We start from the raw sequence: 23,460 nt of genomic DNA, 5'->3' as shown, positions 1-23,460 counted from the left end.
GTTAAAGCGGAAACAAAAGATGGTGAACTAAAAGAAGTTTAAAAAAGGATGAAGAATATGACAATTTTAAAAGAAATGAATGATTTAGACTGGTTTGATGTTTGTGCATTAGAAGATATTACGCCAAATACAGGTGTGGGCGCACTGATTGAAAATCAGCAAATTGCGATATTCCGTGTCGGTGAAGAAAAGCGGGTTTATGCACTGAGCAATCAAGATCCGTTTAGTCAAGCCTATGTTATATCCCGCGGTATTATTGGTGACTTGCAGGGTGAGCGTGTTGTGGCATCACCCATTTATAAACAGCATTTCAGCCTTGCTACTGGACGCTGCTTAGAAGATAAAGACCAAAAACTCTTGGTTTTTCCAAGCAAAATTGAAAATGGCCGTGTGCTGATTAGTCCAACTGCTCAAAAAACCTATATTACCAATAACGCGCCATCGTCTGAGTTGATGAAACTTGTTTTGGTCGGCAATGGCTTAGCAGGTATGCGTTGCTTAGAAGATCTGCTGGATATGGCGCCAGAGCGTTATGAAATTACGGTCATTGGTGAAGAACCTTGGGGTAATTACAACCGAATTATGCTTTCACCTGTACTTTCAGGTGATAAAACCATTGAAGATATCATGCTGCATTCACATGCTTGGTATAAAGACAAAAATATCCGTTTTGTAGCAGGTGATGCGGCGGTACGCATAGACCGTCCGCGCAAGCAGGTATACACAGAAAAAGGCTTGGTCATCGATTATGACCGTCTGATTTTAGCGACAGGTTCTAAGCCATTTATTCCGCCTATACCGGGAACTGACTTAAAAGGTGTTCTCAGCTTCCGTGATATTTATGATGTAAACCGCATGCTGGATTACTGTAAATCTAAGCAAAATGCAGTGGTGATTGGCGGCGGTTTACTTGGCCTAGAGGCTGCGTATGGCCTGAAACAGCGTGGCATGAATGTCACAGTACTGCATTTGATGGATCGTATTATGGACCGTCAGTTAGATGAAAAAGCCAGCTCAATGCTCAATCATGCGATTGAACAAAAAGGTATAAAAATCATGACCGCAGCAAATACCCAAGAGTTGATGGGTGAAGATGGTCATGTGAAGCAGCTGCGTTTGCAAGACGGTACTGTTTTAGATGCAGATCTTGTGGTTTTTGCGGTGGGTATTCGTCCGAATATTGAGCTTGCGCAAAGTGCAGGACTGCGCTGCGGCCGCGGTGTCATGGTGAATGACACCATGCAAACTTTTGATCCGAGTATTTATGCGGTGGGTGAATGTATTGAACACCGAAGCCAAACTTTCGGTTTAGTTGAACCGCTTTGGGGACAGGCATTCATTTGTGCATCGCATTTGGCCGAACATGGCAGCTTAACCTTCAAAGCGCCTACGGTTCCGACGCAGTTAAAAGTCAGCGGCTGTGATGTTTTTTCTGCAGGCAACTTTGAACCGTTGGATGATTTTGAAGACATTATTTTGAATGATGAAAAGCGTCAAATCTATAAACGCATTATTATTCAAAAGGATAGGGTAATTGGTGCTGTGCTGTTTGGCGATACTGAAGATGGTGCATGGTATGCAGAATTGATTTCAGATCAAACTCCAATTTCAAGCATCCGAAACAAATTGCTGTTTGGTAAGGATTTTGCATTAAAGAAAGCAGGGTAACGGAATCGCCCTGATAAAAAAAGATACAAGATTTAAATCGTCATTGGATACGCGATAACGTCATCCGCTGTTGTTTAAGGCAGGATTGCAGATGAATAGTCATGTATTTGCAATACATCTGATAGAAGCCGGTAGTGGACGATTTCAGCTGATGACAATGGTTTTGCCTACTTTTCCCGAAAGAAAAGTAGGTCGAACCGAAGGTTAATCTTTAAATATAAACGTGAATGAAAAGACACCGATTTGAGCGTGTTAAGTGTTTAAAAAAGTTTGGAAAAGGAGCCAGCAGAAGTGAATAGCATCCCGATAGTGGAACTGCATAGCTCCACAGAAAATAAAATTAAAACAACGCAAACCACTTGTCCATATTGCGGTGTCGGCTGCGGCGTGAGCGCAACAGTTGAACAGACAGCTTTAGGGCAAAAAGTGAGCGTGACTGGCGATGCGAACCATCCATCAAACTATGGCAAGCTGTGCATTAAAGGCAGTAACTTAGCCGATACGATTGGATTAGAAACACGTGTTTTACAGCCGATGCTTGGGCGTCAAACATCACCATTTCATACTCGTCAGGCTACAGATTGGAACACAGCAACAGCACTGATTGCCGAAAAATTTCAGCAATGTATAGATCTTTACGGACGTGAAAGCATCGCTTTTTATGTGTCGGGCCAACTGCTGACGGAGGATTACTATGCCGTTAACAAATTTGTCAAAGGCTATTTAGGTACTGCAAATATTGACACCAATTCACGGCTTTGCATGTCATCGGCTGTGGCGGCACATAAGCGTGCATTTGGTGAAGATCTTGTGCCAGCAAGCTATGAAGACTTTGAACACACTGACATGGTTGTTTTGGTGGGTTCTAATACTGCTTGGTGCCATCCAGTGCTGTATCAGCGCATAATGAAAGCCAAAGAAGAACGTGATTTGTTCGTGGTGGTCATTGATCCGCGCTTTACCAGTACATGTGAAGCTGCAGATTTGCACTTGCCAATTTTACCTGGCCAAGACGTTGCATTGTTTAACGGCTTACTTCAGTACTTAGTTAAAAATAATTATAGCGATCTTGAATTTATAGCGAGTCATACACAAGGTTTAGCTCAGGCTTTGCAACAAAGTGAATCAGAAGCATCTATTGAAGCTGTTGCAGAACGCACAGGTATTTCATTAGAAAAATTAAATATTTTCTTTGAAAAATTTGCCAAAACAGAAAAGGTCATGAGCCTATTTTCTATGGGCGTCAATCAGTCTTCACGTGGTGTGGACAAAGCCAATAGCATTATCAATTGTCATTTGCTGACTGGAAAAATTGGCAAATTAGGCGCAGCGCCATTTTCCATGACAGGACAGCCGAACGCGATGGGTGGCCGTGAAGTTGGTGGCTTAGCCAATATGCTGGCGGCACATTTAGACCTCGATAACAGAGCGCATCAGGCATTAGTACAAGAGTTTTGGCAAAGTCCATTTATTGCCAATAAAGCGGGATTAAAAGCGGTTGATCTGTTTCAGGCGGTTGAAAGCGGCAAAATAAAAGTCATCTGGATTATGGCTACTAATCCTGTTGTGAGCTTGCCAGATGCGGATCAAGTCAAACGTGCACTTGAACAATGTGAGTTTGTAGTGGTGTCAGATATCTGCAAGGACACTGACACAACGGTATATGCAGATGTGATTTTACCAGCTTTAGGCTGGGGTGAAAAAGACGGAACCGTTACCAACTCTGAACGCCGTATTTCACGTCAAACTGCATTTTTAGATGCTCCGGGTGAAGCTAAAGCAGACTGGTGGGCGATAGCGCAAATTGCGAAAAAAATGGGGTTTTCAGGTTTTGACTTTAAAAATAGTCATGAGATATTTATAGAACATGCAAAATTATCTGCGTATAAAAATGTACCCTTAGCGCAAAGAGCTTCGGCAGAGCATTTTCGTTATTTTAATCTTCAAGGCCTAACTGAATTAAGTTTAGAAGATTATAACCAATTTGCGCCAACCCAATGGCCTGTATGGCAAGCTGATCAAGCCGATGATGCTGTTAGCCGTTTGTTTGCCCAAGGCCAATTCAGCCATGCGGATGCCAAAGCTAAATTTGTGGCGACAGCCGCAATTAACCCTGTGCATCAGGTCTGTGGCGAATATCCTTTAATTTTAAACACAGGCCGTATTCGTGACCAATGGCATACTATGAGCCGTACAGGTTTGTCGGCAAACTTAAGTACGCATCGTGCAGAGCCGTATTGTGAAATTCATCCGCAAGATGCCTTGAAGTTTGGTGTCAAAGATGGCGAATTGGTTGAAGTTAAATCCAATTGGGGACTGTGCATCTTACGTGCACAAGTCAGCAGCAATATGCGCCGTGGACAAGTTTTTGCGCCAATTCATTGGAATGATCAGGTAGCGTCCGATGCGAGAATTGGTAAAGTGGTTAACCCTGTGGTTGATGCGCTTTCAGGCGAACCTGAGTTTAAACACACACCTGTATTTGTGCAGCCGTTTTATACACAGTGGCAAGGCGTGCTGTACGTGCGTCAGGGCTTTGAACACATTGTGCAATCTACCATTCAAAATACGATTTGGTGGACTAAAGTCACCACAGCAAAAGCTACTCGCTATGAACTTGCAAACCGTCAAAAATTCAGCACTACAGCGCAGCAGCTGAAAAACTTGCTGCCATTTACTGACGAATCATTTGAATGGCTGAATTTAGAGGATCAAACGGCACATTTAAGCCATTCTGTGGTTCTGCAAGACGGTCATCTGATTGCAAGCTTGTATATTGCGCCTAGAGCATTGCTGCCTGATCGTGATTGGATTGCAGGCATGTTTAAGCGTGAACGGCTGAGCGCAATGCACCGCAAAGCGCTGCTGGCAGGTCAGCCAATGAATATGACCAACAGTGCAGGTCCGCTGGTGTGCAGCTGCTTTAAAGTAGGCAAAAATACCATTATCGAAACCATTAAAGAAAAGAATATTAGCCATGAAAAACAAGTCACAGCATGTTTAAAAGCCGGTGGTAATTGCGGTTCGTGCTTAGCAGAAATACGGGGTTTGATTAAAGCCTGTCAGACGGAGTACGCAGAATGATGAAGAAAATCACCAAATCAGTAGGCTATCCAGAAACAGACTTGGTTATTTTGGCGGGCGGTCAGGCCCGCAGAATGAACGGCATGAATAAAGTGCTGCAAAAATTTGATAATGAAATTCAGCTGATTAAGATCCATCAGCAGTTGAAATCACGAGCTGAAAATGTCTGGATCAACAGCCATCGCGATCATTCGATTTATAAACGGCTCATTCCCTCGATCCGCTTTTATCAAGATGATGAAGCCGGATTTTTAGGGCCATTGATGGGGATGAAAAGCGCGTGGTCACATGTTGAGTCTGATTATGTTTTGTTTGTCCCGTGCGATGTGACCTATATCCCGAAGAAAGTGCTTTCGAGATTGCATCAGGCCATGCAGCGGGATCCCTTGTGTGAAGTAGCTGTAGTGGAAATTAATGGCAAAGCGCTGTATCCATTTTGTTTGCTGAAACGAAGCAGTCTCACAATGCTGCAGGTGCATCTTGATCAAAAACAGCGCAATTTGAAGGGGTGTTTTAGTAAAATGCACATGCAAGTTGCACGTTTTCAAAATAATGCACTCTTTTTTCACAGTATAAATTCTTTGGATGAGCTGCAGCAGCACCGTCAGCTGAATTTCCTTTAAAAGTTTTAATTTGCTGTGCGCTTTTATGTGAATGGATGATGTTCAGGTGCAGTTTTGAGCCAATGAAGAGGCATGACGTCCAATTGATAGACTTCAACCGCGTTATTCAGTAATAAAGCTGCCTGCTTATATCCTATAGATCAGCGCCTTAACGTCAATTTGTGTTTAATATTATGGTCTATAAAACGTAAATATTTGATATTGTTTATTAAAATATCAAACCTAAAGTGCTTAAAATAATTATTTAAAAAAGCGCAAAGTTGGAACACTTTTTGCAATTTTTACTGCAAGAAAAGAGGGCGCAAAATTTGTACTGAGCTAAGACAGGGCAAATGACAGCGTCATGGAAGAAAAACATGAACAGCATGACACAATTACAGCCAGTGACCATTTTTAAAGATCAGTTTGGCCGTGAAAAACGCAAGTTGCGCATTTCAGTGACAGACCGCTGTAATTTTAAATGTGTCTATTGCATGCCTGAGCATCCTGAATGGATGAAAAAGCATAATCTTCTCAGTTTTGAATCCCTTTACAATTTTTGTGAATTTATGGTGCTGCGCGGGATTGATCAGATCCGGATCACGGGCGGCGAACCTCTCATGCGTCAAGGCGTTGTGCATTTTATTCAACAGCTGCAGCAGTTGAGAAAGCTAGGCCTTAAACGTATTTCCATGACCACCAATGCGCATTACCTGAAGCAATATGCACACGCCCTAAAACAAGCAGGACTAGACGGCATAAATATCAGCTTAGACAGTTTGGATGAAGCGCAATTTTTCCAGCTGACACAAAAACAATTACAGCCTGTATTAGAGGGGATTGAAGCAGCTCAGCAAGCGGGCTTTGAAATCAAAATTAATTCCGTGTTAATCAAAGGTCTAAATGAACAGCAAATCATTCCATTAACAGCATGGGCGCTGCAAAAAGGTTTCGAACTGCGGTTTATCGAGTTTATGCCGTTGGATGGTGATCAAAACTGGTCTAAAGCTGCGGTCGTTACTGAACAAGACATACTGGATAAACTAAAGACTGCTTTTGAAGTGCAAACACTGCAAGGTCAAGGCGCGTCACCAGCCAGATCATACTTAATCAACGGCTTGCCTATAGGCATTATTTCAACCATCAGCAATTCTTTTTGCGGCAGCTGCGACCGTCTAAGACTCAATGCGCAAGGCGAGTTTTTTAACTGCCTGTTTGCCCGAAAAGGTTTAAATCTCAGCCATGAAATTCAGCAGCTGAAAAGCAGTAAAACAACAGAGTTAATGCCGCTCGATGCAATGGCTTTGCAGCAAAAATTAGGCAGTTATATTTGGCAGAAGGAGCAAGGCTTTCATGCCATAACAGCTCAATCCAGTCCATCTAGAAAAATCAGCATGCATATGATTGGAGGCTAATGATGAGTCAGATCACCATCAAAATAGAATCTTTTGGCGCTATTGAACGCCTGCTGCCAGAGAATTTGAGTCTGACTTGCTTCGCACAGCAGTCGATTGCAGAGGTTTTGCTGCAGGTCGCAGATCAATTTCCGCAGTCATTCGACATGCTTGAACGCTGCGCCTGCGCTATGGGAGAAGACATTGTGCCAAGGCAAACCGCATTGATGCAGGACAGTACCGTTGTGCTGTTGTCACCTGTGGCGGGAGGCTGAATATGGAGCTCAAGCATATTTCACGCATACAAGACACGGTATTCAGCCAAGCCGATTTTGACAGCATTAAGGCATTTCCTGAATGCGGCGGTATAGGTGTATTTATAGGCGCGGTGCGTAATCACCATGAAGGCAAAGCGGTAAAAGCTTTGAAATATACCGCTTATGCGCCTGTGGCTGAAAAAATGATCCGGCAAATTGAACAGGAAATTCAAGCCAAATACGGCGTGTCATATGTACGGGTTGTACACCGTATTGGCGCGCTGCAGGTCGGTGATACCGCCATTATCGCCATGGCCTATGCGCCGCACCGACGTGAGGCTTTTGCTGCCTGCGAAGAAGCGGTTGAGCGGGTTAAGCATGAAGTTCCGGTCTGGAAAGAAGAGTTTTATATGGACGGCAGCAGCCAATATGTAGAGGGCTGCTGTATTCGTAAAGATCATGTGCCCAAGGCGACAAGTCATGCAGCGCAGCATGCTCATATTCATGGCGAGTCATGTGAACATGCACATCAAAACAGCCATCAGACCATGCATTTGAACGCCAATATTTACCAATGGCACCTATAAAACTCCAAATTTAATACTGCAGACGCAAATGAATAAGATAAGGACAAAGCAATGAAAAATGTGGGCATGAAAGCGGAAAGTTACCGTACAGCCATTGCAACTGGAATTCTGCATGCGCCGCCACATTGCATTGAACTGCTGCGTAATGGCAATACAGAAAAAGGCGATGCGCTGAAAACCGCACGGATTGCAGGTATATTGGGCGCAAAACGCACGGATGAACTCATTCCGCTGTGTCATCCGCTGCCGATCTACCGTGCAGATGTTGAATATGAATTATTTGAGGCGCATGTCGAAATCAGTGCTGTGGTCGAAACCATTGGCCCAACGGGTGTGGAAATGGAAGCATTAACTGCGGTCAGTCTTGCCGGTTTAACGCTGTATGACATGCTGAAACCGCACTGTGAGCCTGAAGATTTATGCCTAGATCAGGTGAAACTGCAAAAGAAAAAAGGCGGTAAATCACATTTTACCCGTGTATTGAAAGAAAGCTTATCGGCGTCGATTATTGTGCTTTCAGATACGGTTGCTGCCGGTAAAAAATCAGATACTGCAGGGCAAAATGTCCTCGAAATTTTAGAAGAAGCAAACTTCAGCAACATCAGCTATCAAGTGATACCGGACAGTCCTGAACAGCTTTTGGCTCTTATTGAACAGCATAAGACGCAATATCCGCTGATTTTGACCGTGGGCGGTACAGGTCTAGGCCAGAAAGATTTAACCGTTGAAACCATTCAGCCGCTGTTAAAACGGGAAATTCCAGGGCTGATGGAAGCATCCCGCAGTTTTGGGCAGAAACGCACCCCTTATGCGGCCCTCAGCCGCGGTGTTGCCGGCTATATTGATGACAGTTTAGTCATTACACTGCCGGGCAGCAGACAAGGCGCAAAAGAATCATTGATTGCCATTTTACCTGCCTTGGTGCATCTATTTGATGTGCAGAAGAATATTCCGCATGCAGGAGGCTACCAATGAACCAAGCCGTATTGCACGCAGGCTGCGGGGCCGAGGCTGGACTGATTTCAGTGGACGAAGCGCTTACGCTGATTCAGACACATACGCAAAGTTTAGCGCATGAAACTTTGGCGCTTCAGCACGCTTTAGGCCGTTATTTGGCGGCAGATGTGCATTCACCAATTCAGCTGCCTTTATTTGCGCAAAGCGCAGTGGATGGCTATGCCATTTGCGCAGCGGGTGAAATTAAACCCGGCGCGCAATTTAAGCTGATTGGAGAAATCCGCGCAGGGCAAACGGCTGAAATAAGCTTAAAAGCAGGGCAAGCTGTCCGCATATTTACCGGCGCGCCGATACCTGAAGGCACGGCAACTGTAGCGCGGCAAGAAATTGTAAAGGCGGATAGACAGCAGATTGAACTGACTGCAGCCTTAAGCCCGCATGCAGATATTCGAGATGCAGGTGAGGAAATTTCATTTGGACAATGTTTAGCAGCGCGTGGTCAAAAGCTGACGGTTGGATCAATTGCAGCGCTCAGTATGGCTGGTATTTCACACTGCGAAGTTTTTGCCTATCCGAAAATTGCGGTCGTAATTACAGGTGATGAAGTTGCGCAAAATATAGAAGATTACCGTGCTGGTAAAATATTTGATGCCAATGCGCCGCTGATTTTAGTATGGTTTCAGTCGCAGCACGTCCAAGTTGAAGTGATTCATATTGCAGATGAAAAACAGGCGGTTTTAGATTTATTCAACCGTTTAAAAGACAGCTTTGATTTAATTTTAACGACTGGCGGCGTATCTGTCGGTGATTATGATTTTGTTCGGCCGGCAGCCTTGGATATCGGTTTTCAGCAAATTTTCTGGAAAGTGAAACAAAAACCCGGCAAACCGATACTATTTGCACAATATCGACGTCCTGACAGCAGTTCCTGTTATTTACTCGGACTGCCGGGCAACCCCGCTGCAGTCTATGTCGGCATGCAAATTTATACAGATAGATTATTGAAAGCCCTACAAGGTCAAACACCTGCGCTGGACTGGTTCAGCGCAGTCATGACACATGACCTAAAAGCAGATGCACGTGAGCGGTTTTTAAGAATGTCGGCGCACTTTGATAAGGAAGGCAAGCTTCAACTAACCAGCCTGTCTAAACAGCAGTCGCATATGTTGAGCAATTTAATGCAAGCCAATTGCATTGTTCGGATTCCTGCAGGGCAGTCTGTGCAAGCAGGACAAATTCTTCAAGGCGTATTTATTCAGCATTAGGAGTTTGCTATGCGATTCAAATTTATTTTAGCAGTAGGACTGAGCTTCATTGCTGGCGCATCTCAGGCGGAAACAGTCAAAATTTATGCTGCAGCCAGTTTAAGTAATGCTATCAGCGATATTGCAAAGCAATATCAGGCACAGAATCCAGACATCAAAATTGTACCGGTATTTGGCGCGTCATCTGCTTTAGCCAAACAGATTGAAGCCGGTGCGCCAAGTGATTTGTATTTTTCAGCAGATGTGGACTGGATGAATTATTTGGTGCAAAAACAGAAAATACCTGCAAAGCAAGTATTCAACATGCTAAGCAATGATTTGGTGCTGATTACGCCTAAAGCGGTGAATATCCAATTTAAAGCCGTGCCGCAGTTTAATTTTGCCAAGGCATTCAAAGGTCACTTATGTACAGGGCAGATGGAGTCTGTACCTGCTGGAAAATATGCCAAACAAAGCCTAACCAAGTTGGGCTGGCTATCAAGTTTGAATGGAAGGATTGTCGGGACAGATGATGTACGATCGGCTTTGGCTTTTGTTGAACGCGGTGAGTGCCAAGCGGGGATTGTTTACCGTACCGATGCGCTGATCAGTTCTAAAGTTAAAATAACCGGGATTTTTCCAAATCATACTCATCAACCGATCATTTATCCATTGGCTTTAACACATCAAGGCGCAGCTAAACCTGAGGCCGTGAAGTTTTACCGTTATCTTAAAGACCATGCGCAAAGCAAAATGCTTTTTAAGCATTATGGCTTTGGTGTGAAAGGCTAAAGCATGCTCAGCCCAGAAGAGTGGAGCGCCTTGTTTCTGTCGGCTAAGGTTGCCGTTTGCGCCACTGTATTTTGCTTGCCATTTGCTATTGGGCTGGCTTGGGTGCTGGCGCGCTATGAGTTTCATTTGAAATTTTTAGTCGAAGCGCTGTTACAAATGCCGATGGTGCTGCCGCCGGTGGTTTTAGGTTATCTGCTATTGATGCTGTTTGGTTCAAATGGCTGGATCGGCAAGCTGCTCAATGAATGGGGCATTCAACTGGCTTTTAATTGGAAAGGCGCCGTTTTAGCATCCATGATTGTGTCATTTCCGCTGATTGTGCAGCCGATCCGTTTGTCTTTTCAAATGATTAATCAGCAGCTGGAGCAGGTTGCAGGCTCACTAGGCGCGCATCCGTTACGGGTATTTGCATCAATTAGCCTGCCGCTGGCTTTACCGGGGATTTTAATTGGCAGTATTTTAGGATTTAGCCGAAGTCTAGGTGAGTTTGGCGCAACCATTACCTTTGTGGGTAATATTCCAGATGAAACCCGAACCATTCCTATCGCTATTTATTCGCTGATACAGCAGCCCAATGGCGAAGAATCTGCAATGCGTTTAGTGATCCTTTCATTGCTGGCGGCTTTTGGTGCATTGATTGCCAATTATTATATTTTACAGCGCTATCAGCGAAAACTCGGAGCCGGCCATGCTTCAGTGTGATTTTCAGTTTCAATATGCAGATTTTCAATTGCAGGCTCGGCTGCAGATGCGAGAACAGCTGCTTGGCATTATGGGGCCATCAGGCAGCGGCAAGTCTACGCTGCTGAAAAATTTGGTTGGTTTGCTGCAGCCGCAGCAAGGTTATATATCGCTGAATCAGCGTGATGTGTTCGATACGGCGCAGAAGATTAACGTGCCGATGCATCAACGCTGTATTGCGCTGATTTTTCAAAAAGCATGGCTTTTTCCGCATATGAATGTGCAGCAAAATCTGCAATATGCGGAGAACTTAGGCGCTCAGGAAAATGCGAAATTTAAATTTGAGCAAGTGACTAATCTGCTTGAGTTACAGCCACTGCTCAAACGGCGGGCGCATGAACTTTCTGGCGGTGAGGCGCAGCGCGTTTCCATAGGACGCGCATTGCTGTCACAGCCTGACTTACTGCTGTTAGATGAACCGCTGACAGGACTGGACCGCAGGCTGAAAGATCAAATATTGCCATTTTTAAACACGGTGAAAGAACAGTTGGCGCTGCCGATGATATATGTTACGCATCATGGCGATGAGTTAGATTATTTAAAAGCCCATATTTTGTATCTAGAAAATGGTCAAATAAGTTTTTAAATAAATATAAATTATATAAGTAATAACAGTGAATTAGATAAAAAAATGGTATTAAGCTGCATCTTAAAGTTTTGATTAGAACTATGAAAAACTCATTTTCTAGATTAAATTGTTACAAAACAAGGGAGAACACAGCGTTTTCCCTTTTTTATTCCTAATGATCTTGGAAATAATGATTTGTACGACTGACCGTGCAGACAGGGAATCTAATCGATGCATGATGATAGCTTAGCCACACATAATTCAACTGCAAAACTGGGTGCAGGGCTATCTAATCGGCATATTACAATGATCAGTATCGGCGGTGTAATTGGTGCTGGACTGTTTGTTGGATCATCTGCTGCGATTGCAAAAGCAGGGCCTGCCGCCGTTCTTGCTTATATTACTACCAGTATTTTGGTTTTTTTAATCATGCGCATGTTGGGAGAAATGGCTGTAGCTCAACCTGACACCGGCTCATTTTCAACCTATGCAAGAAAAGCCATTGGGCCTTGGGCGGGCTTTACCATCGGATGGTTATATTGGTGGTTTTGGGTTTTAGTTATTCCAATTGAAGCAATCGCTGGTGCAGAAATTCTGCATGCATGGTTTCCTTCAATATCAAGTGCTGTATTTGCGACATTCTTTATTGTGCTTCTCAGTTTAGCGAACTTTTTTAGTACTCGGAGTTTTGGTGAGTTTGAATTTTGGTTTTCTCTGATAAAAGTCTTGGCTATTGTAATTTTTATCGCCATTGGACTCACCGCCATATTGGGGTTTTGGCCCTTAGCACCTAATGTAAGTGGTGTAGAAAATCTGTTTAAAAATGATGGATTTATGCCAAATGGCCTGGGTGGTGTACTTTCAGCAATATTGATTTCAGCATTTTCATTCTTTGGTGTTGAAATCTTATCGATCGCTGCAGCAGAATCAAAAGATCCTGAGCAAAAAATTAAACGCGCAACCAATTTAGTGTTGTATCGGGTCATCTTATTTTTTGTGGTTTCAATTTTTATAACGGTTGCATTGGTCGATTGGCGTTCACCGCAATTACAACAATTAGGCACCTTCCAATATGTCTTGGTCAGTTTAAATGTCCCTCAATCAAAATTGATTATTGATAGTGTGGTCTTTATTGCGGTTGCAAGTTGTATGAATGCCGCACTTTATAGTTCATCAAGGATGCTATTTTCATTGGGGACACGCAAAGAAGCACCTCAATGGGTCACATCCATTAATGCCTCTGGTGTGCCTGCAATTGCAGTATTGGCATCGTCTGTAGTGGGCTTAATTTGCTGTGCAGTCAATTATTTATTTCCAGGCCAAGTATTTGGATTTTTACTGTCTACAACAGGTTCAATTGCCTTATTGGTTTATTTAGTGATTGCATTTTCACAGCTTAAATTGAGAACACAAATCGAAAAAAATGGAACTGAGGTTGTGTTTAAAATGTGGCTATTTCCATGGCTGACATGGGCAGTCATTTTGGTGATCTTAAGTGTGCTGATCTACATGTTTTTATCTCCAGCCTACAGTTATGAAACTTCATTATCTTTAGGTGTTACGACATTGGTGGTGCTCTGCGGCTTAGTTGTGACAAGAAAAGCTAAGTTGAAGAATGATTCAGAACTGAATTAAAAATAAAGGTATCGCTGATAAAAATCGTAATCATGAACCAATGGATTGTCTTTAGAATGTGCCGTGTCAGGGGATTAAAGCGAATGCGTTACATTATATCTCTATGGCAATCCATTTTTAAGACAAATTCAAAGATTCACTTGACCTTCGACCGACTCCAAGCTTTATCATCATTCAAATTTTCTTGATTGATACAATATGCGTTCTGCGACATGGATAACAGTCTTAGTCGGATTGTTCATGTTCCAAAGCCTTTGGAACGTGGCAGCCGCTTTCTGTGTGCATGAAGAGCAAACCCAAGTTGTTCAAAGCTATCATTTTGGTCATCATCAAAATACCTTATGCGTCAGCAGTGAAACCAATCCACAGCATTCGTTGCATCAAGCATCTGAATCAAGTAATAAACCAGTCAAAAATACCGCAAGTGATCTGCAACTCGGTGAAGATCATCAAGACCATTTGCCGTCTATGACGCATTTGATTGTGCAAAATCAACAATCGATTCTTTTTATTGCACATCAGGCCTTTGAATATTCGCCAAAATTTGTTTGGAAGAATCTTTATCAAGCCCCTGATTGATTACTGCAAACACCTCCTCCTGTTTATGCCCCGCTAATGGCGGGGTAGCCTAAAAAATTCCCGCCACTTTTATTAATAAATGAGTGGGAAAAATCATGTCGTTATATTTTACGGCGTTTATACGTCTAGGCTTAGCTGTCGGTATTTCGACGGCCTTACAAAGTACGTTTGCCGAAAATGTCAGTAGTTTTGAATCTGCATTTGCCAAAGTACAAAACGACCAAGCCCAAACAGATATTTGGCTACTGCCAGTGCTTTACCGCTGCCTTAATTCAGCTCGATCTCAATTACGGTTCATTCATTAGACAGAATGGATCGTATGGACTCAGGATTTATCAATATTTAAAATCAGCAAATCAGCAAATCAGCAAATCAGCAAATCAGCATAAGCCGATATTCACCTGCATTTTCAACAGGTGCGCGGTGCACACAAGGTAAAACTGGCTGTGTAGGATGATCCACCGCTAAACGCCATAGATGACCATTGCCTAAATTTACAGGCACAGCATTGTCTTTGAGTTGATAATGTAAATCAAAAAAATATTCCTTTAAAAAGTCATCAAACTCTGAGTCAGGGCCATCGTATAAAGCTTTGAGTTGCTCTCGTATTTGAGGAATTAAGATTTTTTGTGTGACTTGATCATTTGGCACAATATCACTAGAAGCACCATAATATGTACATAAAAAGGTATCGGTAGCGATGGGTGATCGATCGACATGGAAAGAATAAACATCGGTTGAGATGAAATCAAATTCATCATCGCGTTCATAACATTTAAGCAAATTCAGCGAGGGTGATGCACCAAATGCTGTTAATTGTTGCATGTCATTTAAAATGATTTCTCTAGCTAAATGACCTTGCGCTGAAAGCTTTAATTCCATCAGATCATCTATAGAAACTTCAGTAATATTTTCAATCAGTTCGAGTTTTTCTACGATTTCTTTAAAATCGCCTTGTAAGCTACGTTGCCAACAGAGCGCATTCATTTGACCTTCGAAATGACGATGAATCAATTCAGAAAATGTAGTAACTACACCAATTTGAGGATGCTGGGAAAAAGGATTGCTCATAATAGGGATCAAATTAAATCTGAGGCGAAAATACTGCGTGCAAGGAATAGCTAGAAGGATTCAGCAGTTGTATTTTATCTTAAAACACAAACTGCTATACAAGATTATTTGAGCTTAGGTATTAATCGTTATGCTTTCTGTTTGGCTTTTTGGCGTAAGACATACAAATATAAGCTTTCTACTTTTTCACGTGCCCAAGGTGTAGTACGTAAGAATCGTAGTGATGATTTAACGCTTGGATCTATGCAAAAACATCTAATTTCAATTTTACGGCTTAAGCCTTCAAAACCATCGTAGTAATCTAATAATTCATCCAAGATGTCAGCAAGTTTTTTGCCGTGTAAAGGGTCATTGGAGGTGCTCATATTAGATCAATCGTATTTTGGGAGACCATTATTATAACCTGAGCGAGTTGAAAAATGAGAGGGTTTCAAATTAAACCTTTTCAACATAGGAAATTGCAGTTTATTTAAAAGTTAAAATTATTTGAAATTAGGATACTTCACTGAAGAAAAAAACCTTAGCTCGATTCTCTCCAGTGAAGTTGCGCCAATGTGTCAGCGGATCTAGGGCGCAATCTTGGATAACTTATTTAAATTATGTTCACCTAAAGTCAGATTCATAAGATAAATTTCAATATTTATATTTATATATCAGTGAATTATATATTTTTAATCACGGGTTTTAATATCAATAATTCATGAACCATTATTTAGATTGTCTATCTTATATTTTTTTCATAAAAATAAATTCTTTTTAAGAATAATAGCTTACTGAGCTTATTCAGCTTTATTTTTCATAAATAAATCAAATCTTAATATTTCAATTTCTAGATCTAATTAATTATTGTTTGCTCAAGTTGTTATAACAAGTTGAATGCGATGTCGGAACCAACAAGCAAAACGAGCCAGTTGCCTTTGTATGAACAAGTCAAAGGGCAGTTACAGCAAAAAATTCACTCAGGTGAATACCCGGCATTGAGTCAATTGCCATCGGAAAATGAGCTTTCAGAGTTGTTTTCTGTGAGCCGTATTACCATTCGTCAGGCGCTGCATAAGCTTTCACAGGATGGGTTGATTTTTAAAGTGCATGGCAAAGGTACTTTTGTCAGTAAGCCGAAAGCCTATCAAAACATCACACAGCTTCAAGGCTTCGCAGAAGCCATGTCATCGAGTGGGCATCACATTTTAAATGAAGTGTTGTCGATCGAATTCATTGAAGCACCGCTCAAAGTCGCCTCCAAATTGAAATTGGCTGTGCGTAGTCAAGTGGCTGAAATTAAACGGGTACGTTTGCTGAATAACGAACCTGTGTCTTATGAGTTGACTTATTTACCTGCAGAAATTGGCTTACAACTTCAAAACAAACAGGTGGATTTACGTGTTAGCGATATTTTCACCGCCATTGAACAAGACTTATCTATACCACTGGGTTATGCCGACTTAAACATTGATGCCATACAGGCAGATGATGAATTAGCACAGCTACTTTCAGTGGACATTCATACACCTATTTTACGTGTGGAACGACTCACACACGATGCTAATGAATATCCGATTGACTACGAATATTTGTACTTCTCAGGCGAAAGCTTCCAGTACCAATTACGCATTTTTCGTTAATCGGGATCAAGGAAATATCATGGAAACCAAACATTTAGAATATGACATTGTAGTCATCGGCGGTGGAACCGCAGGGCCAATGGCTGCGATCAAAGCCAAACAAGCCAATCCTGATTTAAAGGTCTTACTAATTGAAAAAGCCAATGTAAAACGCAGTGGTGCAATTTCAATGGGGATGGACGGTTTAAATAATGCGGTGATTCCAGGTTATGCCACGCCTGAGCAATATACCAAGGAAATTACCATCGCCAATGATGGTGTGGTCAATCAAACGGCCATTTATGCCTATGCACAAAATAGTTTTAAAACCATTCAACAGTTGGATCAATGGGGCATCAAATTTGAAAAAGATGAAACAGGTGAATTTGCTGTAAAAAAAGTTCATCACATGGGTGCTTATGTGTTGCCGATGCCTGAAGGACATGATGTTAAAAAAGTCCTGTACCGTCAAATGAAGCGTGCGCAGGTCAAAATTAATAACCGTATCGTGACCACCAAACTGCTTAAAAACGAACAAGGTGCAATCAATGGTGTACTTGGTTTTGACTGTCGTAGCGGTGATTTTTATGTCATTAAAACCAAAGCTGCCATTTTATGTTGTGGTGCTGCGGGACGTTTAGGTTTGCCATCTTCAGGTTATTTGATGGGAACCTATGAAAATCCAACCAATGCTGGTGATGGCTATGCCATGGCTTACCATGCAGGTGCTGAACTTGCCAATTTGGAATGTTTTCAGATTAACCCACTGATTAAGGATTATAACGGACCTGCTTGTGCCTATGTGACAGGACCACTAGGTGGCTATACCGCAAACAGTAAAGGTGAGCGTTTCATTGAATGTGACTATTGGAGTGGTCAGATGATGTGGGAGTTTTACCAGGAACTTGAAAGCGGTAATGGCCCCGTATTCTTAAAAGTTGATCATTTAGCAGAAGAAACCATTCAAACTATTGAAGAAATTTTACATACGAATGAGCGACCAAGCCGTGGCCGTTTTCATGAAGGGCGTGGCACCAATTATCGTTCTGACATGGTGGAAATGCATATTTCTGAAATTGGTTTCTGTAGTGGTCACAGTGCTTCAGGTGTATGGGTCAATGAAAAAGCAGAAACTTCTGTGAAAGGTCTATATAGCGCAGGCGATATGGCGGCTGTACCACACAACTATATGTTGGGTGCATTTACTTATGGCTGGTTTGCAGGTGAAAACTCTGCAAATTACGTCGTAGATGTTGCAGAGTCAGAACTCAATCAAGCTGAAATTGATGCTGAACGTGAACGCATTTTTGCACCATTAAGCCGTAAACAAGGCTTACCTTCAGACCAAGTGGAATATAAGTTACGTCGCTTTGTAAATGACTATTTACAACCGCCAAAAACACGTCAAAAAATGGAAATTGGTTTACGTCGTTTTGAAGAAATTAAGCAGGACATTGCTCAAATTTCTGCTTCAAACCCACATGAACTCATGCGTGCTGCCGAAGTGTCTGTGATTCGAGACTGCGCAGAAATGGCGGCTCGAGCTTCACTCTATCGTACGGAAAGCCGTTGGGGGCTGTATCACTACCGTGCCGATTTCCCAGAAAAAAATAATGACGATTGGTTCTGTCATGCCCATTTGAAAAAAGATGCACAGGGCAATATGACGAGCTTCAAAAAGCCAATTGAACCATATGTGGTCGCAATTGAAAAAGCAGAACAAAACTCATATGACCAACTGCGTATCCAAAAACAGCAATTGGCGCTTGCAGACTAAATTTTAAAATAATCTAGATACGGAAATATAAAAATGGCACTGATATTTAAAGAAGTTTCACATCGAACTGTAGCTCCAGTCTTGGTTGATGAAGATAAATGTATTGCTGATAAAGGTTGTACGGTCTGTGTAGATGTTTGTCCGATGGATTTGTTGGCGATTGATCCTGAAACCAATAAAGCCTTTATGCAATTTGATGAATGCTGGTACTGCATGCCTTGTGAAAAGGACTGCCCAACCGATGCAATACACGTCAATATCCCGTATTTATTAAAATAAAAGAGACTCATCCATGCGTAAATTAACAACACAAAAAGCGCTAATCAGTACCATCGTCGGTCTAGCCGTTGTAGGGGGGCTAAGCGCTTGTGACAGTAAAAATACTGATAAAACCAATACAAATAGCACATCAGCAAAAGCTGAAACAGTTCGCATCGCCATTGGTACACAAGATACAACCATTAACTGTGCAACGGGTGGTTTACTGATCCGTGAACTGAATTTACTCGATAAATATTTGCCCAAAGATGGTGAATATAAGAATGTGAAATATGACATTCAATGGAAAAACTTTACTTCAGGTGCTCCATTAACCAGTGAAATGGTGGCAGACCGATTGGATATTGGCGCAATGGCAGATTTTCCTGCGGTCAATAATTTGGTGGCTTTTCAAAAGGCAGGTAAACAAAGTCTATTTTTAAATCCTCTATCAGGGAGTACTACGGGCAGTGGTAACGCAATCGTTGTGCCGACAGACTCTCAAGTGAATTCGATTGCAGAACTGAAAGGGCAAACGATTTCTGTACCTTTTGCTTCGACTGCACACGGCTTATTGCTGCGAGTTGCCAAAGAACAAGGTTGGGAGCTGGATAAAGACATTAAAATTATCGCGCAAGCACCTGAAGTTGCAGGTCCTGCATTAAAGAGCAATAAGATTGCCGCACATGCAGACTTTGTGCCTTTTGGTGAGTTGTTTGCATATCAAGGTATTGCTCGAAAAATTTATGATGGCTCGCAGGCCAATGTACCGACTTTTCATGGTTCGATTGTTGCTAAAGACTATGCCGAAAAACACCCTGAAGTGATTAAAGCCTATCTGCAAGCTACCATCGAGGCAAATCAATTGCTACAAAAAGAACCTGAAAAATATAGTCAGCTCATTGCTGATAAAACCGGTATTCCTGCCGAAGTCGTATATTTGTTTCATGGGCCATTGGGTTTACAAACCCGAGATTTAACATGGAAACCTGAATATCGCCAAGCGACGCAAACCGCAGTCGATACCTTAAAAATATTAGGTAAAAATGACGGAAAAATTGATGTAAATCAATTTATTTCAGAGCAATACATTAAAGATGCATTTTCAGCATCCAAGCTCGATTATGCCAAGTCATTAGCCAATTATGGCAAATCACCTTTGATTGCCAAGGATGCCTTAACAGGTGAGCCAATTCAAACCTTTAAGCATGTGACGCAAATTTGGGTCAAAGGTGAAAACCAAGTGCGTAGTTATGAAACGGCTGAACATGCATTCCAAGATTTAAAGAAAATTCAGCAAGCTGGTCAGCAAACCCGTGTGGTGTATAGCCAAGATTTCCAAAGTGATATCAAGCTGCTGTCAAATTTAGCATGGTTCGCAACCAATCAAACGGGACAGATTCAGGCATTTTTACTCAAAGATGATGCCACTAAGTTTGCGCAAACCCACAGCGGTAAAGTCTATGATTTTAAAGCCGTTCAACAACTCGTGAAATAAAGGCAATCACATTGTCTAGCCTAATCGCCAACAATGAGGAAACGCATTATGGGAAGTTTAGTTGAAAATCAGGAAAAGGGGCTGCATCCAGCCATTTCCGTAAAATGGGATGCACTTAAAAATCCAAAATTGAGTCAATTTATATTGGGGACTGTTTCGCTTTTGCTGTGCTTATTGCTTTGGCAAGCGTTGGCTCAATTTAAAATTAATCTGGGTATTGTGAATTTTAGCAATGTACCGACACCTGTTGAAGTCGTTCAAGCCATTATTCAATTTTTCCAACTGCCGACGGCTTTGGCACATTTAAAAGCCAGCATGTTACGGGTGCTGATTGGTTTTGCTTTAGCGGGGGTGATTGGCGTGGCATTAGGCTTGCTGATTGGTCAATATAAGAAAATGGCAACTTTTTTTCTGACACCACTTGAGGTCTTGCGTCCAATTCCTGCGGTGGCTTGGATTCCATTGGCGATTTTGATTTTTCCATCGTCTGAAGCTTCCATGATTTACATCACTTTTATTGGAGCACTCTTTCCAATTTTATTGAATACCATTCATGGGGTGGAAGCAGTTGATCCTCGACTGATTGCATCTGCAAAAAGTCTCGGTGCATCTGAATTTGCCATTGTACGTGAAGTGGTCATACCGGGGGCTTTACCAAATATCACTACAGGTCTATCCATTGGTATGGGGACATGCTGGTTTTGTTTAGTTACGGCTGAAATGATTTCAGGTCAGTTAGGCATTGGTTATTTCACTTGGGAGTCTTTCACGCTACAGAATTACAGCAGCATCGTGGTCGGAATGTTACTGATTGGTGCCTTGGGCATGATGAGTAGTGCCTTAGTACGTTGGATTGGTAAGAAATTTACTCCCTGGTATCAATTGAGGAAAGCCTAATGACTGAGCATGTGAACCCATCTCTGAAAAAACTCGGTGAAATTGACATCCGCAATTTGTCTTTACATTTAGGACAAGGCCAGCAGCGTTTTCAAGCTTTAAATCAAGTCGATATGCATATTCAAGCGGGCGAGTTTGTGTGCTTACTTGGACCTTCGGGTTGTGGTAAATCCACACTACTTGGCGCATTGGCTGGGCATTTGGCGTATAGCGCTGGTGAATTGCTGGTCGATACTGAAACAGTGTCTAAACCGCATCCTGATCGTGGCTTGGTATTCCAGCATCACACATTATTTCCTTGGAAAAGCGTCATTGAAAATGTTGCTTTTGGCTTAAAAATGAAAGGTATTTCACCAACTGAGCGCCTAAAACAAGCACAGCACATGATCGACTTGGTGGGACTAACGGGTTTTGAACAAAAATTTCCAGCAGAACTCTCAGGGGGGATGCAGCAACGCGTGGAAATTGCCCGTGTACTGATTAATCAGCCTAAAGTTTTACTGATGGATGAACCCTTTGGTGCTTTGGATGCCCAAACTCGCATTCGTATGCAGCAACTCCTACTTGATATTTGGCAAGATATTCAAACCACAGTGCTGTTTATTACCCATGACATTGATGAAGCGCTGTTTTTGGCGGATCGGGTGCTGATCATGAGCCATCGTCCGGGGCGGATTATTGAGGAAATTCGACTGAATTTTGCCCGTCCTAGAGACATTGACATTGTTACATCGCCAGAATTTACCGAATTAAAGAAACATTGTATGCATGCTTTAAAGCGTGAAATTTTAGAAGATATGAATCGATTAAATCCTTTGGGGATTCCCAAAAAAGCAGTTGTAGAAGGATAAACCTCATGCAGTTCCAATACCCCGAATTAAAAAATATAGATGAAGATGATTTAGATTTTCTTGAGCAACTCAATCAAGAGGATGAAAAAAGACGTTTTATCGCATTAATGAATATTGCAGATGAAGAGCGGGAAGATTTATTACCTTGGTTGCATTATGCATTGACACATGACCCAGCGTCTTTAGTACGTTTAGAAGCGGCAAAACGACTTGAAGGTTGGGAAGATCCACACAGTTTAAATGCTTTGGCAGGAGCATTATTAGATCCAGATGCTGAAGTGGTTGCAGCAGCGACGCAAAGTTTAAGTGAAGTTAAACAAGCTCAATCTGCAGAGGTTTTAGCAGGCTATTTGGCTAAAGAAGAACCTGCGGTCAAAGTTGCCATTTTAAGAGCCTTAAAACCTTTACGTGATCTTAGTTTTTATCAAGAAATTGAAAAACATATTCATCACACAGATGTATTGGTACGCCGTGAAGCGGTGAGTACATTGAGTTGGTTACAGCAAGAACAAGCCGTTAGTAGTTTAAGTCAAATTGCACGCAACGACCCAGATTTAGAGACTCGTCGTATTGCAACAGGTGGGTTAGGTTATGTAAAACAGGCACATCCTGAAGTTATAGATGCCTTAGCCTATGGTTTAGCCTCACACGATTGGCAATTGCGCGTTGAATCTGCATTAACCATTGGAAAATTAAAATTAGCCTCACTTGAAGAAAATTTGGTTGAACTGTTGTATGACACCTATTGGCAAGTGCGTATTGCAGTGGTTCGTAGTTTAGGATTAATCAAATCCAAGCAAGCTTTAGATGGCTTAGCACATAATTTTGACTTTGAGATTAGCAACCTCCGTAAAGAAGTTGCTTTGGCATTGGGTGAAATTGGTGGCAATCGTGCTGAACAACTTTTACAAAATCACGCCGATGACCCAGACCCTGAAGTGCGTAAAGCGATTCGTATTGGTTTAGGGTTAATTTTGGAGCAAGCCCATGCAGAATAATTCGCAAACAAAACCGACAGATATCCAGTTTGATGTTGAGCGAGATCTCATCCATTTTATTTGGTCGGAAGAAAAGACCATCACTTTGAGTCATGATCAACTGCGAAATGCATGTCCTTGTGCATTTTGTCGTTATAACAAGATTAAGAAGTTACCGATTTCATTGGTCGATCATGTACAGGTTACCGAATTGAATAGCCAAGGTTATGGTGTACAGATCTGTTTTAGTGATGGTCATAATCAAGGGATTTTTCCTTGGGAATATTTAAAAAATATTATATGACATAATAAATTGTTAAATAGTTTAGAAAAATAATTATTTTAAATATAGTTTAAAAAAATTAATAATTAAAAAAATGCGTTTAATATTATGAAATCAAAAGATTTATATAGAAAATATG

24 protein-coding genes are annotated in these 23,460 nt (G+C 41.9%); 22 read left to right on the top strand and 2 right to left on the bottom strand.

Features of this window, described 5'->3' with window-relative positions; translation table 11 throughout:
- Positions 1-57 precede the first annotated feature (57 nt).
- From nirD to FTU02_RS02840, 14 genes are all read left to right on the top strand, one after another.
- A complete protein-coding gene (gene nirD, locus FTU02_RS02905; protein WP_180155701.1) occupies positions 58-1,668 on the top strand; it encodes a nitrite reductase small subunit NirD in 1,611 nt (536 codons plus the stop codon).
- A 291-nt stretch (positions 1,669-1,959) separates the two neighbouring features.
- A complete protein-coding gene (locus tag FTU02_RS02900) occupies positions 1,960-4,752 on the top strand; it encodes a nitrate reductase (RefSeq protein ID WP_180155699.1) in 2,793 nt (930 codons plus the stop codon).
- Positions 4,752-5,375, top strand: a complete 624-nt coding sequence (locus FTU02_RS02895) for a molybdenum cofactor guanylyltransferase (RefSeq protein ID WP_373684198.1) — start codon at positions 4,752-4,754, stop codon at positions 5,373-5,375. Before FTU02_RS02900 ends, FTU02_RS02895 begins: the two co-directional genes overlap by 1 nt.
- 356 nt (positions 5,376-5,731) lie before the next feature.
- Positions 5,732-6,769 (top strand): GTP 3',8-cyclase MoaA, encoded by a 1,038-nt coding sequence (moaA, locus tag FTU02_RS02890; RefSeq protein ID WP_180155696.1) that lies wholly within the window; start codon positions 5,732-5,734, stop codon positions 6,767-6,769.
- A 2-nt stretch (positions 6,770-6,771) separates the two neighbouring features.
- Positions 6,772-7,023, top strand: coding sequence for a MoaD/ThiS family protein (locus FTU02_RS02885; protein ID WP_180102092.1), 252 nt, complete (start codon positions 6,772-6,774; stop codon positions 7,021-7,023).
- Positions 7,024-7,025: 2 nt separating this feature from the next.
- The gene (locus FTU02_RS02880) at positions 7,026-7,592 is read left to right on the top strand and encodes a molybdenum cofactor biosynthesis protein MoaE (RefSeq protein WP_180023675.1); all 567 of its coding nucleotides are present in this window, start codon (positions 7,026-7,028) and stop codon (positions 7,590-7,592) included.
- Positions 7,593-7,643: 51 nt separating this feature from the next.
- Positions 7,644-8,567 (top strand): bifunctional molybdenum cofactor biosynthesis protein MoaC/MoaB, encoded by a 924-nt coding sequence (gene moaCB / locus FTU02_RS02875; protein WP_180023676.1) that lies wholly within the window; start codon positions 7,644-7,646, stop codon positions 8,565-8,567.
- Positions 8,564-9,814: a molybdopterin molybdotransferase MoeA gene (locus tag FTU02_RS02870; RefSeq protein WP_180155693.1), complete on the top strand. Its 1,251-nt coding sequence runs from the start codon at positions 8,564-8,566 to the stop codon at positions 9,812-9,814. Before moaCB ends, FTU02_RS02870 begins: the two co-directional genes overlap by 4 nt.
- Before the next feature lie 9 nt (positions 9,815-9,823).
- On the top strand, positions 9,824-10,585 hold the full coding sequence (modA, locus tag FTU02_RS02865) for a molybdate ABC transporter substrate-binding protein (RefSeq protein ID WP_180155691.1): 762 nt from the start codon (positions 9,824-9,826) through the stop codon (positions 10,583-10,585).
- 3 nt (positions 10,586-10,588) lie between these two features.
- The gene (modB, locus tag FTU02_RS02860; protein WP_180155689.1) at positions 10,589-11,287 is read left to right on the top strand and encodes a molybdate ABC transporter permease subunit; all 699 of its coding nucleotides are present in this window, start codon (positions 10,589-10,591) and stop codon (positions 11,285-11,287) included.
- Positions 11,274-11,912 carry an ATP-binding cassette domain-containing protein gene (locus tag FTU02_RS02855; protein ID WP_180155687.1) on the top strand — a complete coding sequence of 213 codons (639 nt, stop codon included), beginning with the start codon at positions 11,274-11,276 and terminating at the stop codon, positions 11,910-11,912. Before modB ends, FTU02_RS02855 begins: the two co-directional genes overlap by 14 nt.
- A 213-nt stretch (positions 11,913-12,125) precedes the next feature.
- Positions 12,126-13,529, top strand: a complete 1,404-nt coding sequence (locus tag FTU02_RS02850) for an amino acid permease (RefSeq protein ID WP_180155684.1) — start codon at positions 12,126-12,128, stop codon at positions 13,527-13,529.
- A gap of 198 nt (positions 13,530-13,727) precedes the next feature.
- Positions 13,728-14,108 carry a cation efflux protein, CzcI-like gene (locus FTU02_RS02845; protein WP_218956144.1) on the top strand — a complete coding sequence of 127 codons (381 nt, stop codon included), beginning with the start codon at positions 13,728-13,730 and terminating at the stop codon, positions 14,106-14,108.
- A gap of 95 nt (positions 14,109-14,203) precedes the next feature.
- On the top strand, positions 14,204-14,413 hold the full coding sequence (locus FTU02_RS02840; protein ID WP_180155682.1) for a hypothetical protein: 210 nt from the start codon (positions 14,204-14,206) through the stop codon (positions 14,411-14,413).
- Positions 14,414-14,480: 67 nt separating this feature from the next.
- Here FTU02_RS02840 and FTU02_RS02835 read toward each other — a convergent pair whose 3' ends face one another.
- Both FTU02_RS02835 and FTU02_RS02830 read right to left on the bottom strand, forming a co-directional pair.
- Positions 14,481-15,179 (bottom strand): DUF1826 domain-containing protein, encoded by a 699-nt coding sequence (locus FTU02_RS02835; RefSeq protein ID WP_180155680.1) that lies wholly within the window; start codon positions 15,177-15,179, stop codon positions 14,481-14,483.
- A 128-nt stretch (positions 15,180-15,307) separates the two neighbouring features.
- A complete protein-coding gene (locus FTU02_RS02830) occupies positions 15,308-15,544 on the bottom strand; it encodes a VF530 family DNA-binding protein (protein ID WP_111884665.1) in 237 nt (78 codons plus the stop codon).
- A gap of 516 nt (positions 15,545-16,060) precedes the next feature.
- On the opposite strand from FTU02_RS02830, the gene FTU02_RS02825 reads away from it, so the two are divergent.
- From FTU02_RS02825 to FTU02_RS02790, 8 genes are read left to right on the top strand one after another with little or no spacing between them, the layout of a single operon-like run.
- Positions 16,061-16,801 carry a GntR family transcriptional regulator gene (locus tag FTU02_RS02825; RefSeq protein WP_180155678.1) on the top strand — a complete coding sequence of 247 codons (741 nt, stop codon included), beginning with the start codon at positions 16,061-16,063 and terminating at the stop codon, positions 16,799-16,801.
- A gap of 19 nt (positions 16,802-16,820) precedes the next feature.
- On the top strand, positions 16,821-18,557 hold the full coding sequence (locus tag FTU02_RS02820; protein WP_180155676.1) for a fumarate reductase/succinate dehydrogenase flavoprotein subunit: 1,737 nt from the start codon (positions 16,821-16,823) through the stop codon (positions 18,555-18,557).
- A 33-nt stretch (positions 18,558-18,590) separates the two neighbouring features.
- Positions 18,591-18,836: a ferredoxin family protein gene (locus FTU02_RS02815; protein ID WP_180073818.1), complete on the top strand. Its 246-nt coding sequence runs from the start codon at positions 18,591-18,593 to the stop codon at positions 18,834-18,836.
- A gap of 13 nt (positions 18,837-18,849) precedes the next feature.
- Positions 18,850-20,313, top strand: a complete 1,464-nt coding sequence (locus FTU02_RS02810) for an ABC transporter substrate-binding protein (protein ID WP_180073817.1) — start codon at positions 18,850-18,852, stop codon at positions 20,311-20,313.
- 48 nt (positions 20,314-20,361) lie between these two features.
- Entirely contained in the window at positions 20,362-21,210 is an 849-nt protein-coding gene (locus FTU02_RS02805) for an ABC transporter permease (RefSeq protein ID WP_180155673.1), read from the top strand.
- Positions 21,210-22,061, top strand: a complete 852-nt coding sequence (locus tag FTU02_RS02800; protein ID WP_180155671.1) for an ABC transporter ATP-binding protein — start codon at positions 21,210-21,212, stop codon at positions 22,059-22,061. Before FTU02_RS02805 ends, FTU02_RS02800 begins: the two co-directional genes overlap by 1 nt.
- Before the next feature lie 5 nt (positions 22,062-22,066).
- Positions 22,067-23,059, top strand: coding sequence for a HEAT repeat domain-containing protein (locus FTU02_RS02795; protein WP_180155668.1), 993 nt, complete (start codon positions 22,067-22,069; stop codon positions 23,057-23,059).
- Positions 23,049-23,342: a DUF971 domain-containing protein gene (locus tag FTU02_RS02790; RefSeq protein WP_180084964.1), complete on the top strand. Its 294-nt coding sequence runs from the start codon at positions 23,049-23,051 to the stop codon at positions 23,340-23,342. Before FTU02_RS02795 ends, FTU02_RS02790 begins: the two co-directional genes overlap by 11 nt.
- Positions 23,343-23,460 lie beyond the last annotated feature (118 nt).

This window comes from Acinetobacter sp. YH12045, assembly GCF_013419925.1.
GTDB lineage: Bacteria > Pseudomonadota > Gammaproteobacteria > Pseudomonadales > Moraxellaceae > Acinetobacter > Acinetobacter amyesii.
This window is presented reverse-complemented; position numbering and strand designations above follow the sequence as displayed.

What these genes read in the sequence shown, in the direction of transcription:
- FTU02_RS02795 (WP_180155668.1), top strand. Translation starts at nt 22,067, where the DNA reads ATGCAGTTCCAATACCCCGAATTAAAAAATATAGATGAAGATGATTTA.
- FTU02_RS02870 (WP_180155693.1), top strand. Translation starts at nt 8,564, where the DNA reads ATGAACCAAGCCGTATTGCACGCAGGCTGCGGGGCCGAGGCTGGACTG.
- FTU02_RS02810 (WP_180073817.1), top strand. Translation starts at nt 18,850, where the DNA reads ATGCGTAAATTAACAACACAAAAAGCGCTAATCAGTACCATCGTCGGT.
- modA (WP_180155691.1), top strand. Translation starts at nt 9,824, where the DNA reads ATGCGATTCAAATTTATTTTAGCAGTAGGACTGAGCTTCATTGCTGGC.
- FTU02_RS02850 (WP_180155684.1), top strand. Translation starts at nt 12,126, where the DNA reads ATGCATGATGATAGCTTAGCCACACATAATTCAACTGCAAAACTGGGT.
- FTU02_RS02855 (WP_180155687.1), top strand. Translation starts at nt 11,274, where the DNA reads ATGCTTCAGTGTGATTTTCAGTTTCAATATGCAGATTTTCAATTGCAG.
- FTU02_RS02835 (WP_180155680.1), bottom strand. Translation starts at nt 15,179, where the DNA reads ATGAGCAATCCTTTTTCCCAGCATCCTCAAATTGGTGTAGTTACTACA.
- FTU02_RS02880 (WP_180023675.1), top strand. Translation starts at nt 7,026, where the DNA reads ATGGAGCTCAAGCATATTTCACGCATACAAGACACGGTATTCAGCCAA.
- FTU02_RS02830 (WP_111884665.1), bottom strand. Translation starts at nt 15,544, where the DNA reads ATGAGCACCTCCAATGACCCTTTACACGGCAAAAAACTTGCTGACATC.
- FTU02_RS02790 (WP_180084964.1), top strand. Translation starts at nt 23,049, where the DNA reads ATGCAGAATAATTCGCAAACAAAACCGACAGATATCCAGTTTGATGTT.
- FTU02_RS02825 (WP_180155678.1), top strand. Translation starts at nt 16,061, where the DNA reads ATGTCGGAACCAACAAGCAAAACGAGCCAGTTGCCTTTGTATGAACAA.
- modB (WP_180155689.1), top strand. Translation starts at nt 10,589, where the DNA reads ATGCTCAGCCCAGAAGAGTGGAGCGCCTTGTTTCTGTCGGCTAAGGTT.
- FTU02_RS02805 (WP_180155673.1), top strand. Translation starts at nt 20,362, where the DNA reads ATGGGAAGTTTAGTTGAAAATCAGGAAAAGGGGCTGCATCCAGCCATT.
- FTU02_RS02885 (WP_180102092.1), top strand. Translation starts at nt 6,772, where the DNA reads ATGAGTCAGATCACCATCAAAATAGAATCTTTTGGCGCTATTGAACGC.
- FTU02_RS02820 (WP_180155676.1), top strand. Translation starts at nt 16,821, where the DNA reads ATGGAAACCAAACATTTAGAATATGACATTGTAGTCATCGGCGGTGGA.
- FTU02_RS02840 (WP_180155682.1), top strand. Translation starts at nt 14,204, where the DNA reads ATGTCGTTATATTTTACGGCGTTTATACGTCTAGGCTTAGCTGTCGGT.
- FTU02_RS02895 (WP_373684198.1), top strand. Translation starts at nt 4,752, where the DNA reads ATGAAGAAAATCACCAAATCAGTAGGCTATCCAGAAACAGACTTGGTT.
- FTU02_RS02845 (WP_218956144.1), top strand. Translation starts at nt 13,728, where the DNA reads ATGCGTTCTGCGACATGGATAACAGTCTTAGTCGGATTGTTCATGTTC.
- moaA (WP_180155696.1), top strand. Translation starts at nt 5,732, where the DNA reads ATGAACAGCATGACACAATTACAGCCAGTGACCATTTTTAAAGATCAG.
- FTU02_RS02800 (WP_180155671.1), top strand. Translation starts at nt 21,210, where the DNA reads ATGACTGAGCATGTGAACCCATCTCTGAAAAAACTCGGTGAAATTGAC.
- FTU02_RS02815 (WP_180073818.1), top strand. Translation starts at nt 18,591, where the DNA reads ATGGCACTGATATTTAAAGAAGTTTCACATCGAACTGTAGCTCCAGTC.
- moaCB (WP_180023676.1), top strand. Translation starts at nt 7,644, where the DNA reads ATGAAAAATGTGGGCATGAAAGCGGAAAGTTACCGTACAGCCATTGCA.
- nirD (WP_180155701.1), top strand. Translation starts at nt 58, where the DNA reads ATGACAATTTTAAAAGAAATGAATGATTTAGACTGGTTTGATGTTTGT.